Raw genomic sequence first — 18,211 nt, 5'->3', positions numbered from 1 at the left:
GCCCACCGAGATCTTCAAGCAGCCAGAGCAGCCCCGCACATTCGCCGTGAATCAGTGCGCCATCGTCGGCGGCCTGCCGTAGATCCCGGCGAATGTCATCGCGAACAGACAGCGCATCAGCATGCTCTTCCGGGAATCCACCGGGCACGATGTAGCCTTCGGCTTCCGGCAGTTCGTCAACCAATGGGTCAAAATCCACGACGTCGGCTCCAGCAGCCCGCAATAGCTCACGGTGCTCTGCATAGGTAAACGAGAACGCAGGACCCGCCGCGACCGCCACGCGCACGCGGCGCTGAGTAGCCAGCGGTGCAACGAACTGTGCGGGGTCCCATGGCTCAGCTGGATAGGGCTGCCGGGCAAGCTGGACAATCCGGTCGATGTCGATGTACGTCTCCACCAAGTTGGCCATCGATTCAATGACCGCTTCTAGCTGCTCACCCTGCTCGACTGCAGTGACCAGCCCCAAATGCCTGCTGGGAACCTCAATATCAGTCACTCGCGGAATAGCGCCGAGCACCTCGACACCCATGGCCTCCACAGAACGGGTAATGATGTCCGCATGCCGCGGGCTGCCCACCTGATTAATAATCACGCCACTGACACGGACGTCAGTGCGAAGCGTGGAGAAACCGTGAACAACAGCCGCCGCCGACTGCGACATATGCCGGGCATCAATAACCAGCACCACCGGCAGTCCCAGCAGCGAGGCAATCTCGGCCGTCGACCCCTCCACCGATAGCGGGTCGTCACCAATGCGGCCGTCGAAAAGCCCCATAACACCTTCGACCACCGCAATATCGCTGTCGGCAGCTCCGTGTGCGTAGAGCGGCCCGATCATCTCAGGCGAGCACATAAAGGAATCCAGATTGCGCCCGGGACGACCAGCGGCTACCCCGTGATAGCCAGGATCAATATAGTCGGGTCCGACTTTGAAAGGTGCCACCGCGTGACGACGCGACAGTGCACGCATCAGACCCGTGGAGATTGTCGTCTTTCCCGTGCCTGAAGCTGTCGCCGCGATGACAATTCCAGGTGCTACCACTCGATGCCCTTTTGTCCCTTACGTCCGACATCCATCGGGTGCTTAATCTTGGTCATCTCAGTCACCAGATCCGCGACCTCCACCAGCTTCGGATCCGCATCGCGGCCAGTCATCACCACATGCTGGCGGCCAGGACGCTTCTTCAATGTTTCCACCACATCGTCGACATCAATCCAACCCCACTTGATTGGGTAGGTGAACTCGTCGAGAACGTAGAAGTCGTGCACCTCATTTTCGAGGCGCCGCTTGATCTCCTGCCATCCCTCTGCAGCAGCTGCGGCGTGGTCCTCCTCGGTGCCCTGCTTGCGCGACCAAGACCAGCCTTCGCCCATCTTGTGCCATTCGACCGGGCCGCCCTCTCCCGTTTCGTCGTGAAGCGTGCCCAACCGACGCATGACAGCTTCCTCGCCAACCTTCCACTTTGCCGACTTCACAAACTGGAAGACACCAATATTCATCCCCTGATTCCACGCGCGCATCGCCATACCGAATGCCGCGGTGGACTTGCCTTTACCTGGGCCCGTATGCACCGCAGTAATCGGAATCATGCGACGCTGCCTGGTGGTCAGTCCATCATTGGGAATTGATTTGGGGTCAAGTTTTCCTTGTGCCATGGTCTCGATGATAGGCATGGACTACGCCCGCCACGGCTTCGGCATTGAGTTCTGAGAGGTTTATGCAGGTGGCACCCAATTCCATACTGATTTCCTGTGCCAACCCCAGCCGCACGCGAGAGCGCTCACAGTCGATAACAACCGTCGCCGCCAACGCTTGACGACGGATCTTTGCGGCCACGGCCCTCGCCTGCTGCAAGCCATTTTTACCCGTTGCTCGGCCATCGGAGAGCAACACCATGATTGCGCGGCGCGTGGGCTCCCGGCGCGCTTCCCGCACCACCACTTCGTGCGCCTTCAACAGTCCTTCGGCCAATGGGGTTCGGCCACCAGTACGGACGTCTGCGAGACGACGCACCGCGGTATCAATGGACTTGGTCGGTGGTAAAACCAATTCGGCACTGTTGCCTCGGAAAGTAATGACAGCGACTTTGTCGCGGCTCTGGTAGGCATCACGCAGCAGCGAAGTGACCGCACCGGTGACAGCTGCCAGTCGGTCGCGTGCAGCCATGGAACCTGAGGTGTCCACGACAAAGACGACCAGATTGGACTCAGTTCCCTGTCGGATAGCGCCGTGAACGTCTTCCGGTTCCAGGGGGATTATGGAGTCGCCAATGCGGGCGCCACGATTGGCCGCGGCCAGCACTGTCGCCGGCACGTGGAGACCATGACCGCCACGTTCGGCGCCAATGGTGCTGCCCCGGGGACCAATGGCCTTGGAGCGACGGCCGGAATCCCCTTGGCCGACGCCGTCGACACTGATTTTACGAACGGCGAAAGGGGGCGCCTTCAGCGGCGCGACCTCCCTTCGATCCCGCGGAATTCGACTGTTGTGGCTCCTGAGGTTCGGAGTTGGAGTCGAACTGGGAGACCTGACCAGCCTCGGGCTCTGGATACGATTCCGGATCCGGCTCCGGATCCGACTCTGGCTGATTCTGGTCATCTCGGAACTGCTCCTCTGCATCCTGCAGAGCATCATCGAGCTGCTCCTGGTCCAATCCTGGTTCATCAAAGGGGTCACGGCGACGACGGTGTGGCAGTGCCATTTCTGCAGCTACCCTAATGTCTTCCGCAGTGATCTCAATTGGCTTACCCGGTTCCGGCTGCGCCGACTCATCCCCAGCTACTCGCCATGCAGCGTGAGCGCGGGCGGTACGCGCAATGACGATGTCAGCACGCATCCCGTCCACATCAAAAGCAGCACATACGGTTGCAATTTGACCAAGAATGTTGGGGGTCAATTCGACGTCGTCAAGCAGTGTGCGTGCGCGATCGATGCGAGCGTACAGCACATCGTCGTCGGCGGCGAAGCGCGTGACGAAGTTCTCCGGGTCGGCGTCAAAGTCGAGTCGACGGGCGACGATCTCCGCGCGAACGGCCGGATCCTTGGAGGCGGTGACGTCGATGGCGAGACCGAAGCGGTCGAGAAGTTGGGGACGCAATTCACCCTCTTCCGGGTTCATCGTGCCGACCAACACGAACCTGGAGGTAGCAGAGTGCGAAATGCCGTCACGTTCAACAACCACACGTCCGGTGGCTGCAGCATCCAGAACGGAGTCAACGAGGTGGTCCGGCAACAGGTTAATCTCGTCGACGTAGAGAATGCCGCCATCAGCATCGCTGAGTAGCCCCGGATTGAACCGTGCGTGTCCGGTGGTTAGCACAGTCTCCACGTCGATAGAGCCTACGACTCGATCCTCCGTAGCGCCGAGTGGCAGGTTCACCAACGATCCGCTGAGAAATGGCGCCAATGCGCGGACCGTAGTGGTCTTGGCTGTGCCCTTCTCACCGCGGATGACCACGCCGCCAATCTCCGGGGATAGGGCGGTCAGAATCAACGCAAGCTGTAGTCGCTGCTGCCCGACAATCGCAGTAAAGGGAAAAGTGGGCTCTGTCTGTGCAGTGGTAGCTGACGTGATTTTTTCCATAAACACAGTTCTACCCCACTGGGAGCGGATGGCTCACAGCGGGGTAGAAAATGTTGGCTTAATTGAACTCTTTGAAGCTCTTCAGCGGAGTGCTTAGCGCTCCAACTTCAGGGTCTTCTGGGAAGCCTCCCAGACCTCCTTGAACAGAGCCGGGTCATCAGCCAGGTGCGTGCCGTAGGACGGGACGAGCTCCTTCAGCTTCGGAGCCCACTTGCCCATGTGGCGGCCGAAGCAGCGCTCAATCAGGCTAATCATCACGGCCGGAGCGATGGAAGCACCCGGGGAGGCCCCCATCAGGCCGGCAATAGTGCCGTCCCACGAGTTGATGACCGCGGTACCAAACTCGAGGGTACCGAAGACCGGAGCCTTCATCGGCTTAATGACCTGGACTCGCTGACCAGCGACAATCAGCTCCCAGTCCTCCGGGCGAGCGTTCGGGACGTACTCACGCAGGGACTCAATACGTGCGTCGAAGTCCTTCAGAACCTCAGTAATCAGGTACTTGGTCAGCCCCATCTCCTGGACACCAACACCCATCATGGACGGCAGGTTGGCCGGACGCAGAGACTTAATCAGGTCCAGGTTGTTACCGTTCTTCAGGAACTTCATATTCCAACCGGCGTACGGACCAAAGAGCAGACCACGCTTGCCGTCGATAACACGAGTGTCCAGGTGCGGAACCGACATAGGCGGCGTGCCGACGGAAGCCTTACCGTAGACCTTGGCATCATGCTGGGCAATAACTTCCTCGTTGGTGCAGCGCAGCCACTGGCCGGAAACTGGGAAGCCACCGAAACCACGAATCTCGTTAATACGAGCCTTCTGCAGCAGCGGCAACGCGTCACCGCCGGCACCGACGAAGACGAAGTTAGCAACCAAGGTGCGAACGTCCTTGGTGTGCAGGTTCTTCACGGTGACAATCCACTTGGAACCGTCGCGCTTCAGACCGGTGACCTCGTGGCCGTAGCGAATCTCAGTACCCATATCGGACAGTGCGGCCAGGTACTGCTTGGTCAGTGCACCGAAGTTAACGTCCGTACCGTTCGGGTTACGAATAGCGGAGACCGGCTTGGAGAAGTCACGCCCCTCCGACATCAGCGGAAGGTATTCTGCGAAACGATCCGGATCCTCGATGAGCTCCTGACCGTGGAACAGCGGCTCCTTCTCAAGTGCCTCGTAGCGACGACGCATGAACGCCATCTGCTCCGGCCCCTGAGCGAAGGTGGTGTGATCAACCGGGTTGATGAATTCCTTCGGGTCAGTCAGGGTGCCGTTTTCAATCAGCGAGGTCCACAGCTGGCGGGAAACCTGGAACTGCTCATTAATGGTCTTAGCCTTGGTGACATCAACCTTGCCGTTTTTCTCCGGCGTGTAGTTCAGCTCGCACAGAGCAGAGTGGCCCGTACCGGCGTTGTTCCACGGGGAGGAAGACTCCTTGGCGGGCTGATCGAGACGCTCGAACAGAACCTGTGACCAGGATGGCTCGAGCTCCTTGAGCAGCACACCCAGCGTCGCACTCATTACACCTGCACCGATGAGGACGACATCTACCTCGTCGCCACTGGAGGCAGGAAGCTTGTTATCAGCCATTTTGCTGTCAACATCCTTACTAACTTGATTAGTGATTCAAACTAGCGCTCGCTCACATGCGCGCACACACAACTAAAGACGCAAAAGAGAGCTACCGTCTCAGTCCATAATCTATTGTGTCACACATTCACACTACCCCCGGTAATCGGCGCTAGGCTTGACCCTGTGACTACCGATATTCCCGATTTCACTACCCCCGCCTTTAACCCCGATAACCTAGGCGATGGCTACAGCCAACATGTCATCGAACTCGGCCAGGACCCCGACGGCGAGGGATTCGTACGCGCGGTTTTGGTGCGCTACTGCCCCGACTCGTCGGCAAGTGACTTCCGAGCGCGTCCGGCAGTTCTTTGGATCCACGGGATGTCTGACTACTTCTTCCAAAAGCACGTGGCAGAGCGTTACCACTCCGAAGGGTACGCGTTTTACGCCATTGACCTGCGCAAGTGCGGGCGCGCTCACCAACCGGGGCAGACTTGGCATGGCTGCAGTGATTTAACGACTTACTTCGAGGACCTCAACGGCGCACTCGCGGTGTTAGACCACGCCGGTCATACAACTGTCACTGTTAATGCGCACTCCACCGGCGGTCTCATTGCCGTTCTCTGGCTCGATTGGCTACGAAGCACAGGCGGCCATTGCCCGCAAGCACCCAATATTTCCGTCACGGCTGCCGTCTTGAACTCACCGTGGCTGACTCTGCACGTTTCCCGCGCAAAGGCTCCCGTGTACTCGCTAGTGGCTCGCGTTATGTCGCGGATTCGCCCCAACAATCTTATTCCGGTGCAGTCTGCGGGCGGCTATGGCAAATCCATTAGCGCCGACCACCAGGGACGCTGGGAGTACAACCGCACTTTCAAGCCGCTGGCTGGCCATGACAAGAACTGGCGTTGGCTCAATGCCATCATCGTCGGCCAGCAACGTGTCAGCCGCGGTATCGACACCGGCGTGCCGACGCTCGTCCTCCACTCGGACAACTACCTTCTCGGTTCCGACTACACCCCGGAGCTCAGTCGCGTTGACTCTGTTCTCAACACTGAACAAATTGCCGATGCCACTGCCCACCTGGGCCCGCAGGCTCGCAACGTCGCGATTCCGGGTGCTCTCCATGACGTGTATCTCTCGGAACCCGAAGCACTAGATCGCGCTTTTGATGAGACCTTCCAGTTCCTCGCCACGGTCAAGCCGGGAGGCAGCTCAAAATAGGAACTCGGAATAAATCAGCATTCAGTACGGTTGAACCAAACTAGTTTGACCAGAATGCTAGGAGTGCTTGTGACCACTGAGAATTCGCCTGAGACTACCCCACGCCACTACGACGTCATCATTATCGGAACCGGGTCCGGCAATTCCATTCCAGCCCCAGCCTACGACAATGTCCGTATCGCTCTGGTGGAGGAAGGACGTTTCGGCGGTACTTGCCTCAACGTTGGGTGTATTCCCACCAAGATGTTCGTTCTGGCCGCTGATGCCGCCCGCAACATCCGCGAGGCCAGCCGCCTGGGTGTGCACGGCACCTTCGACTCCGTTGATCTCAAGCAAATCCAGGATCGCGTTTTTGCCCAGCGCGTCGACCAGATTGCGGACGGCGGCGAGGAATACCGCCGCGGGGACGAGACTCCCAATATCGATGTCTACGACCGTCATGCAACGTTCGTCGGCCCCCGCACTATTCGCACCGGCATCGGCGAGGAAACCGTCGACATCACAGCCGACAACATCATCATCGCTGCAGGCTCCCGCCCGCATGTCCCGGGCCTCATCACACAGTCCGGGGTGGATTACTACACCAACGAGAACATCATGCGCGTCGACGAGCTTCCGCGCGAAATGATTGTCGTCGGCGGCGGCTACATCGCTAGCGAGTTCGCGCACGTCTTCGCATCCTTCGGTACGAAGGTGCACATGCTGGTGCGCTCCGATGTCATGCTGCGTGGCTCAGATGCCGCTATCTCCGAGCGTTTCCACGAGGTTGCCGCCCGCGACATTGACATCCGTATGAACACCTCCATCACTGAACTCTCCCAGGAGGGTCAGATCGTCACGGCCACGCTTGACGACGGCACGGAGCTCGCAGCCGATGCGCTGCTAGTGGCAACCGGACGCATCCCCAACGGTGACCGTATGGATCTTGCAGCCGGTGGTGTGGAGATGCACGACGATGGTCGCATCAAGGTTGACCAGTACGGTCGCACCTCAGCCGAAGGTGTGTGGGCGCTGGGCGATGTCTCTAGCCCGTACCAGCTGAAGCATATTGCCAACCATGAGGCCAAGGTGGTCTTCCACAACGTGCTGAATCCGTCGGACCTGCGCGAATTTGACCACCGCTACATTCCGTCGGCAGTCTTCTCACATCCGCAGATCGGTCAGGTCGGTATGCCCGAGGACGAAGCTCGCGCCTGGGCTGCGGAAAATGGCACGGACATTACCGTGAAGGTACAGAATTACGGCGACGTTGCCTACGGCTGGGCACTGGAGGATCGCGACGGCTTTGCCAAACTGATTGCGGACCGCGCCACCGGCCGCCTGCTGGGTGCGCACTTCATCGGCGAGCAGGCTGCCACTCTAGTGCAGCAGTGCATCCAGATGATGAGCTTCGAGATGGATGTGCGCGAAGTTGTCACAGGCCAGCACTGGATTCACCCAGCGCTGCCCGAGCTGATTGAAAACGCGATTCTGGGCCTGGAGTTCGATAACTAGCCCAGCTGCTCAATACCTGTGGCCTGGGCCAATGCCGGCCCAGCCAGGTACTCCTCGACTGCATCGGCCAACATGTCGACCTGCCGCAGCCGTTCTGCGGCAAACGAACTAGTAGAGCTGACCTCGAAGCCGTCCCGACCGACGGCAACTGCCACTTCCATCAGCAACTCACGGCGCGCCTGATCATTTTCCAGGTAGCCGTGGCGGTGCGTGCCCATCACCATGCCACGCCGCGCCCCTTCTTCAGGCTCAGCGATAAAAGGATGTTCACTGCTTCGCACAACCTGTCCATTGTGCACTTCGTAGGAGCCATCCGGGTGACTCACCAGTGTCTTCGTCCCCGCGAATTCAATGTCGGTGTCGAACACGCCAAGCCCGTTCACGGTCCCGGCTGCCGACTCCACCGAGTCAGTGATGGTGGTGCAGAGCATTTGGAACCCGCCGCAGATGCCAATCAGCGGTAGCCCCCGAGCGGCTCGGTTCTCTAGCACGTCGTCAAGCCCACGCTCGCGCAACCACTTGAGATCAGCGACCGTCGACTTCGTCCCGGGCAACACGACCAGGTCGGCGCGAGCAACGACCGACGGATCGACCGTCCACTGCACGTGTACCCCTGGTTCACAGGCAAGCGCCTCGATATCGGTGGCGTTGGACACGCGCGGCAAGCGAATGGCGGCCACGGACAACGTTTCCGTGCCCAGCGGTGCGTTCGCCGGCCCTACCGACGCACCAGCGACTGTGCCGAGCGAATCCTCTGCATCGATCCACAGCCCCGGAATAAACGGCACCACGCCGAGTACGGGCACACCGGTGTACTCACGCACTACGTCCAATCCCGGCGTCAACAGCGAAACATCGCCCCGGAACTTGTTGACAATAAAACCGGTAATCCGCGCGCGGTCTTCGGCGCTCAGAATTGCATGCGTGCCGACGAAATGTGCAAGCACCCCACCGCGGTCGATGTCACCAGCGACCACAACCGGCAAATCAGCGAGCTCTGCCAACCCCATGTTGGCGATGTCTGACTCTCGCAGATTGACCTCGGCAGGACTGCCAGCGCCTTCACACAGGACGACATCGAACTGCCCCCGCAGCTCTTCCAAAGCCTCCGCAACTACTCCGCGCAGCGCTTTTCTCCGCGACCGGTACGTCAGAGCGCTCACATGCCCATCGGCCTTGCCCTTCACCACCACCTGACTGGTGTGGTCCGAGCCCGGCTTGAGAAGCACCGGGTTAAAGGAGACATCCGGCTCCAGCCCACAGGCCAACGCCTGCAGAGCCTGCGCGCGCCCAATCTCGCCGCCGTCGAGCGTGACAGCGCAATTATTGGACATGTTTTGCGCCTTGAAGGGCGCGACGCGCACTCCGCGTCGCGCGAGCAACCGACACATGCCGGCAACCAGAACCGACTTACCGGCATCTGAGGTGCAGCCGGCAATCAGAGCTGCAGGAGCCTGCACTGCTTAGGCCTCGGGCTTCCAACCAGTCTGGAACTGGCCTGGCACGTTCTGCTCATCCGGCAGGGTGAGGATTTCATAGCCGTCGGAGGTCACCAGCACCGTGTGCTCGAACTGAGCGGTGAACTTGAAGTCATCATTCTGCACAGTCCAGCCGTTATCCCAGATGTGGTAAGGCAGCTCACCGAGGTTAATCATCGGCTCGACAGTCAAGGTCATGCCCGGCTCGAAAATGGTGTCCTGGCTCGGCTCATCGTAGTGCAACACAATCAAACCATTATGGAACGTGGTCCCGACACCGTGACCGGTGAAGTCCCGAACAGTGTTGTATCCAAAACGCTTAGCGTAGGACTCAATCACGCGGCCGATGACATTAATCTCACGGCCTGGCTTAATGACCTTAATGCCGCGCATGGTGGCGTTGTAAGTGCGCTCCACCAGCTGACGGTGCTGCTCCGAGACATTGCCCGCGAGGAAAGTCGCGTTGGTGTCACCGTGGACGCCGTTCTTGTATCCGGTGACATCGACATTGACGATATCGCCGTCTTCAATAACCTGAGTATCCGGAATACCGTGGCAGACAATCTCATTAAGAGACACACAGCACGACTTCTCGAAACCGCGGTACCCCAGCGTGGACGGGTAGGTGTCGTGATCCAACAGGTACTCGTGCACCACCCGGTCAATCTCATCCGTGGTCACGCCCGGAGCTACGGCCTTGCCGGCCTCCACCAACGCGTTGGCAGCAATGCGAGAGACCTCTCGCATATTTTCAATATCTTCCGGAGTCTGTACCAGCGGCTCGCCGACGCCTTCCTGAACCTCGTCCTTCCAGGCGTACTCCGGCCGTTCAATATGTGCCGGAACAGTGCGAATTGGCGTGGACTTTTGCTGAGTAAGTGGAGAACGCTGAGTCATGGAACATACTCTACCCCTACCCCCGGATTAGCCTTTCGGCCTGTGCCGGTTTCGAAGCCAGAAATGCTCTAGCCCTCGTCCCCCGACCCTTCATCCATATTGGCGAAGAAGGCATCGGTAATCGCCACGGCATGCTCCGAACCACCACCTCCGACGATGAGCGTGGCAAAGGCCAAATCATCGCGGTAGCCAGTAAACCAAGCATGCGAGCCGCCTGCGTACTCGGCCTCACCGGTCTTTGCGTAGACTTCACCTCGACCAGCAATGGCCGAACCAGTACCAGAGGTCACCACCGCCCGCATGAGTGAGCGAACCTCGTTCAAAACCTCAGGTGGAAGCGGTTTCGATGTCTGGGACTGCCACGTTCCCGCGCTTGGCACGAGTGACGGCGTCGGAGTGCGCCCGGCCGCCACCGTCGCGGAAACCAGCGCCATGCCAAACGGGCTGGCCAAGTCATTGCCCTGTCCATAGCCCGCATCGATACGCTCGACTTCATCACTACCGTCAGACACGCTGCCGGTAATAGTGTCGAGGCCCGCGATGTGATAGTTGATTCCGATGCCGAAGTTCTTGGACTCCTCCTTGAACTGCCCTGGTTCCAACTTGTGGGAGATGTTGCCGAACGTGGTGTTGCAAGACCGCGCGAAGGCATCGCTCAGCGAGGTATCCCCGACACTACTTCCGTTGTAGTTGGTGACAATTCGCGGCCCGATTTCCATCGAACCTGGGCACGGCACAGTCGATCCCGCATTTAGCCCCTCGTGCTGCACACCTGCGGCGGCAGTGACAATCTTGTACGTCGATCCCGGCGGGAACTGTCCCATCAGCGCAAGGTCGCCGTCCTTATCGGCTTCCGCCGTCTGTGCTACCGCCAGAATCTTGCCCGTAGACGGCTGTACAGCCACCAGCATTGCCTTAGCATCTTGCCGCGTATCGACGGCCTTTTGCGCTGCGTCCTGCACCTTTTTACTAATTGATGCCTGCACCGCCGGCGCTACATCCGGAGACACCTCATAGAGCGTGCCGACGACTGCTCCGCCCTCGTTGGCCGCCACGATATTCCAACCATCGGCACCGTGATCACCAGTGTCCACTAGCTTTTCCACGCGGCTCATCAAATCAGGCGCAAACCCCGGGTCGGGTCGCACCATAGCGGCTTCATCGTTAACAGAAATTCCGTCGATGTCCGCGAGCTCATCCTTGACTCGCTGTGGCGTGGATCCCGGCAACACGATCAGCGAAAAATTACCCTTTCCGCCGCTCGCCTGCTCCCCCACAGCGCGTGCGTCAAGCTTCGGACCGTCTTCCGGCATTTCATTATTGATGACCGTCGCCGCCCGGTTAATCGACGACTGCACATTCTCCGCCCCATCACGATGGAGAATTACCCGGTGCACAGTCCCTGGCTCGAGCAAGGCCGCACCGTCCGAGCCAACTACAGATGGACGCGGAGCTGCGATAGTGCGCAACTCCGGGTGCTGGTTTCGCCCCAGCTGTGGATGCAGTGATGCTGGCGACCAGCGCAGTGCCCAATCCCGTTGCCCCGACTCAGTCTTGGTCAGCGTGAAAGTAGTGTCATAGCCCCAGCGTCGCTGATGTGGCAGCTGCCAATTCATGGTGACTTCGGCCGAGGACTGATTCGAGCTGGTATCGATACCCTCGATCTCGTAGTCAAGCCCCTCCGACTGGAGGCCGTCAGTGGCCGCCTTCAGATCTCCTTCAGCGGAGTCCGGGTGATCAGTCAGTGCCGCCGCCTTAGTAACGTCCCCTCCCGCCAGCGCCCCCAGGAATTCCTCTAGCACCTCGCGCCCGGTGTCAGGCCGCGGCGTACACGCGGCGGATGACAACACCAGACCCGTGATTGCCACAGCCGAGATACTGCGAAGCAGGGGCTTGCGGCGCGAAGTTTGTTCCATGTGGGCTGACGTTAGCACCGCTTTGCTTTACGACGACGCTGGCACGCCGCAACCTGCTATCAGCGGTTCAGCACAATTGGATTGACCACGTCAGCGGCCATGACCAGAACGCCGAAGACCAGCAAAACCGCGGTAAAGGCCATAGTAATTGGCATGAGTTTGGTGTAATCGGCAGGCCCAAGCGCTGGCTTACCGAATGCCTTGCGAATCACGTCTCGAATGCGTTCATAAATAACAACGGCGATGTGGCCACCGTCGAGTGGCGGCAACGGCACGAGGTTGAACACGGCCAGGAAGTAATTGAGGTTGGCCAGCAATAGGAAGAATGACGGCCACTGGTTCATCTCCACCAATTCACCGCCGGCACGCGAAGCGCCGACGACGCTCATTGGGCTGGCCGGGTCACGCTGAGCACCGAAGATGGACGCAACCACACCGGGAACCTTCTCCGGGATGGAGAGCAGCCCATTCCAAACCGCCCCAAAAAGACTGCCTGTGAAGCTGGCCGCACCGCCGATGGCGGTCACTGCGTTGTACTCGTGGAGGATAGTCTCTGGTCGCTGGAAGGCGATACCAATCGCAGGCTGGTCGATGTCCTGGCCGTCGTTAGTCTTGCGTTTGACGACTTCCGGGGTGACCGTGACCGTCTGGGCGCTGCCATTGCGGTCGATGGTCATTTTGATGTCGCCACCTGCAGAGCTGCCAATAAGCGACACAGCCTCGGGGTAGGACGTAATCTTGGTGCCATTAATCTTCTCAATCACATCTCCGGCACGTAGCCCTGCGCGCTCTGCAGGACCGGAACCAGTGCAGGGCTCCAGAGTGCCGTCGGCCCGCTGTGCCGGCGAGACGCACTGTACCGCCTGAATACGCGGGGCCATTTCCTTACCCATGTTGGGCAAACCCCACGTCACTGCGATGAAGTAAAGAATGATGAATCCAACGATGAGGTTCATCGCCACCCCACCGAGCATCACGATAATGCGCTGCCACCACGGCTTCTTGTACATGGCGTAGGGCTCTTCGGCAGGATCGATTGGATCCATAGCGGTCATACCTGCGATGTCGCAGAATCCGCCAAACGGAACTGCCTTTACTCCATACTCGGTGTCATGCCCTCCTGCCGCAGCGTGATGCCGCTTGAAGGAAAACAGCGTTGGGCCGAAACCAATGAAGTACCGACGCACTTGCATTCCACACAGTCGAGCTGCGGTGAGATGGCCCCATTCGTGAAGGGCGATTGTCACCGCGATGCCGATTGCGAAGAGTAAAACTCCAAGAAGAAATGTCACGAGTGCTCACCCTACCCCCACTTTGGGCAAACCAGAACACCGGCGGAGAGTTTCCGGCCGGGCGAAGTCCCAATTTCAGTAAGTTCTAAGGTATCCTTACACCCGATACTCAAGATTGTCTGAAAATGCGCTCAGTCGCTTTCAGCAAAATCGCAGATAGACTGAAGTGCATATAGAGTGCAATTCGCCGAAAGTGTTTACAGGAGGACTTTCAAGTGAGCAACCACGAGCCAAAGGAAGAGATTTACCGCGGCGTCAGCACCCTCGACGAGCCGTCGGCGAAGTGGGGCTGGCACGGCATTAGCAAGAGCGCTATGCAGAAGGCCGGCTGGATTTCCGTGATTTTCCTGCTGGGTATGACCATTGGTAACCACAAGGGCAACGTCGAGAACTGGTGGCTGGTCGCCATCGCCGCCCTGATTGCTATTGGCCTGCTGCTGCAGTTGTTCGCCCCGCAGGGTTCTCAGGTCCGCACCGTTACCGGTCACAACAAGCCGGAAGGCCACATTGAGCCGGAGTGGGCACGTGACCAGGTTAACGGTACTGGCGTCTACGCTAACCTGACCGACTCTCAGCTGCGCTCCTGGAACCGCCTGCCCGAAGGCCAGAACCAGTAGAGTTAGCCGCTTTTGCAGAAAGTCTGGCCTAACAGCTCTATAGCAACAGCTCTATAGCGCTACAGCGCACAAAATGATCCGCACCGAATTCGGTGCGGATCTTTTGCTATTTGTCGGCTAAACCTCTTCGGCCGCCAGCTGACCACACGCTGCCGCAATCTCGTTGCCACGGGTATCGCGGACCGTGCACGGTACCCCCTGGGCCTGTACGCGGCGGACGAACTCCTCCTGCTGCTTCTTCGGGGAGGCGTCCCACTTCGAACCCGGAGTTGGGTTGAGCGGGATTAGGTTGACGTGGACACGTGAGCCCAGAGCATTGTGGAGCTTCTTACCCAACAGGTCTGCACGCCAATCCTGGTCGTTAATATCGCGAATCAAAGCGTACTCAATAGATACGCGACGGCCTGTCTTGTCTGCGTAGTAGCGAGCTGCATCAAGTACCTCGGCCACTGTAAAGCGATTGTTGATCGGTACCAGCTCGTCGCGAAGCTCGTCATCCGGAGTATGCAGAGACACCGCGAGAGTTACTGACAGGTCCTCGTCGGCAAGCCGTCGGATATTCGGCGCGAAACCAACCGTAGAGACGGTGACATTGCGCATCGAGATGCCAAATCCCTCCGGCGAGGGCCGCGTGATGCGATGGACGGCGGCGAGAACACGATTGTAGTTCGCGAGCGGCTCGCCCATGCCCATGAATACGATGTTGGTCAGACGACCGCCCTCAGCTGCCATAGTGGCAGCGGCCTCACGCACCTGGTCGACAATCTCCGCAGTGGAGAGATTACGCTGCAGACCGCCTTGCCCCGTCGCGCAGAATGGGCATGCCATACCGCAACCGGCCTGTGAGGAAATACAGAGGGTCGCACGCCCCGGGTACTTCATCAGCACGGATTCCAGCAGCGTACCGTCACCTGCACGCCACAGAGTCTTACGAGTCTCGCCGTCATCACAGGTGATGTGGCGAACGGGAGTCAACAGAGGTGGGAAGAGACTGTCCTTGACCTTTTGACGATCTGCTTCTGGCAGGTCAGTCATCGTCATAGGGTCAGCCTCAAGCCGACCGTAATAGTGCCGGGCAATCTGATCGGCACGGAAGGCCGGCAGGCCCAGTTCCTTGACCGCAGCCTTCCGTTCCTCAACATCGAGGTCCGCAAAATGGGTCGCGGGCATGCCGCGACGTGGAGCTTTAAGAACGATTGGAAGTGAAGATGCCATGATGGCACCCATTTTCGCATGTAATGACGGTTTTGGCCTAATGAGTGACTCGGCAGCCGCAACTAAGTGGACCTTTATAAGTGGTACATACCTGCCAAAACGTGTTGAATGATAGGTATGACTAACGCTAATCAGCCGAATAACGACAGTCCGCTTTTCGACGATGCCCCGTCGTACTCCCCAAATGATTCCGTGGCTCCTGCACCTGAGCAGGACAACCTTCCAGAGCCAGTCGTTGACGCGCCGACAGAGAAGAACTCCTCACCGGAGCCAGCGCCCGCCCCTGGCCAGCGTAAGGTGAAAAAGACCACTGCGGGCTCAATGTGGATTGGCCTGGTCATCAGTGCAGTTTTGCTGATCGTACTGCTGGTGTTCATTCTGCAGAATCAGCAGGAGACCGCACTAAACCTGTTCGGCTGGACCTGGAACTTCCCAGTCGGCGTCGGAATGCTGTTCGCTGCCATCCTCGGCGCCCTCATCACCGCACTCATCGGTGGCTGGCGAATGTTTGATCTGCGCCGCCAGATTCGTAAGGGCGACAACTAAAGGCCGATTGAACCAGCCAAATTAAACTAGGCTGAATAGCTGCAATATCAGCCACGTCATCGCGGCTGATGGCAGCATGCCATCCAGGCGGTCCATCAGACCGCCGTGGCCCGGCAAAATCGAGGACATATCTTTAATCCCCAGATCTCGTTTGAACTGGGACTCCATCAGGTCACCAAGCGTAGCCGAGATAACCAGGGCGATGCCCAGCACGATGCCCTGCCACCACGGCGCGTGCAACATAAAGATCGCACAGAGCGCTCCAGTAATGGTGGCGAGTACAAGAGAGCCGCCGAACCCTTCCCAGGATTTTTTAGGGCTTACCTTTGGGGCCATCGGATGCTTTCCGAACATTACACCAGCGGCATAGCCTCCGACGTCATTTGAAATAACGCCAATCATGAAGGTCACAATGACCAGACGCGGATCAACCCCCCAAGGATTGTCCATGCGTACCAGCTGCACAGCTAGCGCGGCAAAGAACGGAATCCACATCATCACGAAAACTCCGACTGCGACATCTCGCAGCCAGTTCCGTGGTGCTTCGGCCATCCCGTGTAAGAACAGGCGGACGACCAGCAAGAGCATCAGGGTCGCGGCCAGGCCCATCACCAAACCGTCAATCCCCCAGTAGGCGGACAACCACACCATCAGCTGTCCGCCGAGAATCAATACCGGGCGAGGGACCTGCCAATCGGACTCACGGAGCCGCTCGCAGACCTCCCAGGTTGCGAGACCAACCGCCGCGGCGACCAGAACGGTCCAGGCGAGCGCCCCCAGCAGCAAGCCGATGATGACGACTGCACCAAGTGCTACGCCCACCGTAATTGCAACCGGCAGGTTCCGACCTGCTGAGTTGCGTGGCTTAATAAGCCGTAGTTCGTCTAGAACACGTTCCTTATTGGACGCTGGCTTCGACGTTGGCATTGGCGCCTCAAATCCCCTCTCCCGGTTGAATATGAAGGCCTAAACCTCCATCAGTTCCGCTTCCTTGCGTTCAACCAAGGAGTCCACCTGCTCGACGTAGTTCTTGGTGACCTGGTCCAGCTCCTTTTCGCCTGCCTGCACCTCGTCCTCGCCAGCGTCGCCGTCCTTCTGAATCTTCTTCAGAGTTTCCATGCCCTTACGACGGACATTGCGAATCGCGATCTTGGCGTCTTCGCCCTTCGAACGTGCGACCTTAACCATCTCACGACGACGCTCCTCGGTCAGCTGCGGGATAGTTACGCGCAGGACCTGGCCATCATTAGTCGGGTTCACACCCAGGTCGGAGTTGCGAATCGCGTTTTCGATGTCGCCCATGACGCTCAGCTCATACGGCTTAATCAGCAGCATGCGCGGCTCTGGAACCGAAATGGTAGCCATCTGGGTAATCGGAGTCGGAACACCGTAGTACTCCGCAATAACGCCGTTGAACATCGCCGGGTTCGCACGGCCAGTGCGAATGTGGGTCAGCTCCTCGCGGCAGTGTTCTACGGAGCTACCGTACTTTTCTTCACAGTCAAGCAGGACTTCATCAATCATTGTGTTTTTAACCTCGGGTTTCTACGCGGGTTCTAGATAGTTCTAGAGCGCTCTGTGGAAAGAACGTATTACGAACAAATTTATCAGCTGTGGACGAGAGTACCGATTTGCTCACCGGCTACCGCGCGCGCAATGTTTCCGTCGGTAAGCAGATTAAACACGAGAATCGGCATGTTGTTGTCCATGCACAGGGAGAAAGCGGTGGCATCCGCAACGCGCAGGTCGCGTTCCAGAACCTCACGGTGGGTGATGTCGTCGAACAGCTCTGCGTCCGGCACCTCACGTGGGTCGGCCGTGTAGACACCGTCAACGGCCTTGGCCATCAGCAGTACCTCGCAGCCGATCTCCAGGGCGCGCTGGGCGGCGGTGGTGTCGGTGGAGAAGTACGGCATACCCATACCTGCACCAAAGATGACCACGCGGCCCTTCTCCAGGTGGCGCTTAGCACGCAACGGCAGGTACGGCTCCGAGACCTGTGCCATGTTGATTGCAGTTTGAACGCGGCAGTCCACGCCCTCCTGCTCGAGGAAGTCCTGCAGAGCCAGGCAGTTCATGACCGTGCCCAGCATGCCCATGTAGTCAGAGCGTGCGCGGTCCATGCCGCGCTGCTGAAGCTGTGCGCCACGGAAGAAGTTACCTCCGCCGATGACGACACAGACCTCGACGCCCTTTCGGGAAACTTCCGCAATCTGTCGGGCAACGTTTTGCACCACGTCCGGGTCAACGCCAACCTTGCCGCCACCGAACATCTCACCACCGAGCTTGAGCATCACACGTTTGAAGCCATTGCGCTCGACAGATTCTGCCATGACCATGCACCTTTCTCACACCGTTTAAAAAGTCGCAGACGAG

At 58.8% G+C, this 18,211-nt stretch carries 17 protein-coding genes; 4 read left to right on the top strand and 13 right to left on the bottom strand.

Translation table 11 applies throughout. The features are described 5' to 3' along the window. The 5 genes from HMPREF3042_RS07215 to mqo all read right to left on the bottom strand — a co-directional run. Positions 1–1,042, bottom strand: a 1,042-nt coding sequence (locus HMPREF3042_RS07215) for a cobyrinic acid a,c-diamide synthase CobB (RefSeq protein ID WP_070856679.1), incomplete at its 3' end; no start/stop codon positions are given. Beyond that, positions 1,036–1,656 carry a cob(I)yrinic acid a,c-diamide adenosyltransferase gene (cobO, locus tag HMPREF3042_RS07210; protein ID WP_070856754.1) on the bottom strand — a complete coding sequence of 207 codons (621 nt, stop codon included), beginning with the start codon at positions 1,654–1,656 and terminating at the stop codon, positions 1,036–1,038. The genes cobO and HMPREF3042_RS07215, both read right to left, overlap by 7 nt. Further along, the gene (locus HMPREF3042_RS07205; RefSeq protein WP_070856755.1) at positions 1,637–2,419 is read right to left on the bottom strand and encodes a vWA domain-containing protein; all 783 of its coding nucleotides are present in this window, start codon (positions 2,417–2,419) and stop codon (positions 1,637–1,639) included. The genes cobO and HMPREF3042_RS07205 overlap by 20 nt, the downstream gene beginning before the upstream one ends. Position 2,420: 1 nt before the next feature. Further along, entirely contained in the window at positions 2,421–3,584 is a 1,164-nt protein-coding gene (locus HMPREF3042_RS07200) for a magnesium chelatase ATPase subunit I (RefSeq protein WP_070856678.1), read from the bottom strand. Positions 3,585–3,677: 93 nt separating this feature from the next. Beyond that, on the bottom strand, positions 3,678–5,174 hold the full coding sequence (mqo, locus tag HMPREF3042_RS07195) for a malate dehydrogenase (quinone) (RefSeq protein WP_038628692.1): 1,497 nt from the start codon (positions 5,172–5,174) through the stop codon (positions 3,678–3,680). 165 nt (positions 5,175–5,339) lie between these two features. On the opposite strand from mqo, the gene HMPREF3042_RS07190 reads away from it, so the two are divergent. Together HMPREF3042_RS07190 and mtr are read left to right on the top strand one after the other, a co-directional pair. Next, a complete protein-coding gene (locus HMPREF3042_RS07190; RefSeq protein ID WP_070856677.1) occupies positions 5,340–6,380 on the top strand; it encodes an alpha/beta hydrolase in 1,041 nt (346 codons plus the stop codon). A gap of 69 nt (positions 6,381–6,449) precedes the next feature. Beyond that, positions 6,450–7,874 (top strand): mycothione reductase, encoded by a 1,425-nt coding sequence (gene mtr / locus HMPREF3042_RS07185; protein WP_141764792.1) that lies wholly within the window; start codon positions 6,450–6,452, stop codon positions 7,872–7,874. On the opposite strand, the gene HMPREF3042_RS07180 is transcribed toward mtr, so the two are convergent. The 4 genes from HMPREF3042_RS07180 to HMPREF3042_RS07165 all read right to left on the bottom strand — a co-directional run bounded on the left by HMPREF3042_RS07180 (position 7,871) and on the right by HMPREF3042_RS07165 (position 13,457). Beyond that, the gene (locus HMPREF3042_RS07180) at positions 7,871–9,334 is read right to left on the bottom strand and encodes a cobyric acid synthase (protein WP_070856675.1); all 1,464 of its coding nucleotides are present in this window, start codon (positions 9,332–9,334) and stop codon (positions 7,871–7,873) included. The two genes, mtr and HMPREF3042_RS07180, sit on opposite strands and share 4 nt — an antisense overlap. Positions 9,335–9,337: 3 nt before the next feature. Then, positions 9,338–10,249, bottom strand: coding sequence for a type I methionyl aminopeptidase (gene map / locus HMPREF3042_RS07175; RefSeq protein WP_070856674.1), 912 nt, complete (start codon positions 10,247–10,249; stop codon positions 9,338–9,340). 68 nt (positions 10,250–10,317) lie between these two features. Then, positions 10,318–12,165 carry a penicillin-binding transpeptidase domain-containing protein gene (locus tag HMPREF3042_RS07170; RefSeq protein ID WP_070856673.1) on the bottom strand — a complete coding sequence of 616 codons (1,848 nt, stop codon included), beginning with the start codon at positions 12,163–12,165 and terminating at the stop codon, positions 10,318–10,320. A 59-nt stretch (positions 12,166–12,224) separates the two neighbouring features. Further along, positions 12,225–13,457, bottom strand: a complete 1,233-nt coding sequence (locus tag HMPREF3042_RS07165) for a M50 family metallopeptidase (RefSeq protein WP_048735558.1) — start codon at positions 13,455–13,457, stop codon at positions 12,225–12,227. A gap of 215 nt (positions 13,458–13,672) precedes the next feature. On the opposite strand from HMPREF3042_RS07165, the gene HMPREF3042_RS07160 reads away from it, so the two are divergent. Beyond that, positions 13,673–14,074 (top strand): DUF2631 domain-containing protein, encoded by a 402-nt coding sequence (locus HMPREF3042_RS07160; RefSeq protein ID WP_038628682.1) that lies wholly within the window; start codon positions 13,673–13,675, stop codon positions 14,072–14,074. Positions 14,075–14,191: 117 nt separating this feature from the next. Here the strand turns inward: HMPREF3042_RS07160 and rlmN are convergent, their stop codons facing one another. Continuing rightward, positions 14,192–15,289 carry a dual-specificity RNA methyltransferase RlmN gene (rlmN, locus tag HMPREF3042_RS07155; protein WP_049189669.1) on the bottom strand — a complete coding sequence of 366 codons (1,098 nt, stop codon included), beginning with the start codon at positions 15,287–15,289 and terminating at the stop codon, positions 14,192–14,194. A 117-nt stretch (positions 15,290–15,406) separates the two neighbouring features. Between rlmN and HMPREF3042_RS07150 the strand changes: the two genes are divergently transcribed. Continuing rightward, positions 15,407–15,835, top strand: coding sequence for a lipopolysaccharide assembly protein LapA domain-containing protein (locus HMPREF3042_RS07150; RefSeq protein ID WP_070856672.1), 429 nt, complete (start codon positions 15,407–15,409; stop codon positions 15,833–15,835). A gap of 21 nt (positions 15,836–15,856) precedes the next feature. On the opposite strand, the gene HMPREF3042_RS07145 is transcribed toward HMPREF3042_RS07150, so the two are convergent. The 3 genes from HMPREF3042_RS07145 to pyrH form a co-directional block, all read right to left on the bottom strand. Beyond that, positions 15,857–16,762, bottom strand: a complete 906-nt coding sequence (locus tag HMPREF3042_RS07145; RefSeq protein WP_048735546.1) for a phosphatidate cytidylyltransferase — start codon at positions 16,760–16,762, stop codon at positions 15,857–15,859. Positions 16,763–16,801: 39 nt separating this feature from the next. After that, complete coding sequence (gene frr, locus HMPREF3042_RS07140) at positions 16,802–17,359, bottom strand: ribosome recycling factor (RefSeq protein WP_038628675.1); 558 nt, start codon at positions 17,357–17,359, stop codon at positions 16,802–16,804. 83 nt (positions 17,360–17,442) lie between these two features. Then, positions 17,443–18,168, bottom strand: coding sequence for a UMP kinase (gene pyrH, locus HMPREF3042_RS07135; RefSeq protein ID WP_070429358.1), 726 nt, complete (start codon positions 18,166–18,168; stop codon positions 17,443–17,445). Between the last annotated feature and the right edge of the window lie 43 nt (positions 18,169–18,211).

This window comes from Corynebacterium sp. HMSC074C05, from assembly GCF_001838325.1.
GTDB classification, from domain to species: domain Bacteria; phylum Actinomycetota; class Actinomycetes; order Mycobacteriales; family Mycobacteriaceae; genus Corynebacterium; species Corynebacterium amycolatum.
The sequence above is the reverse complement of the archived record's forward strand: the minus strand, read 5'-3'. Positions and strand labels throughout refer to the sequence as shown.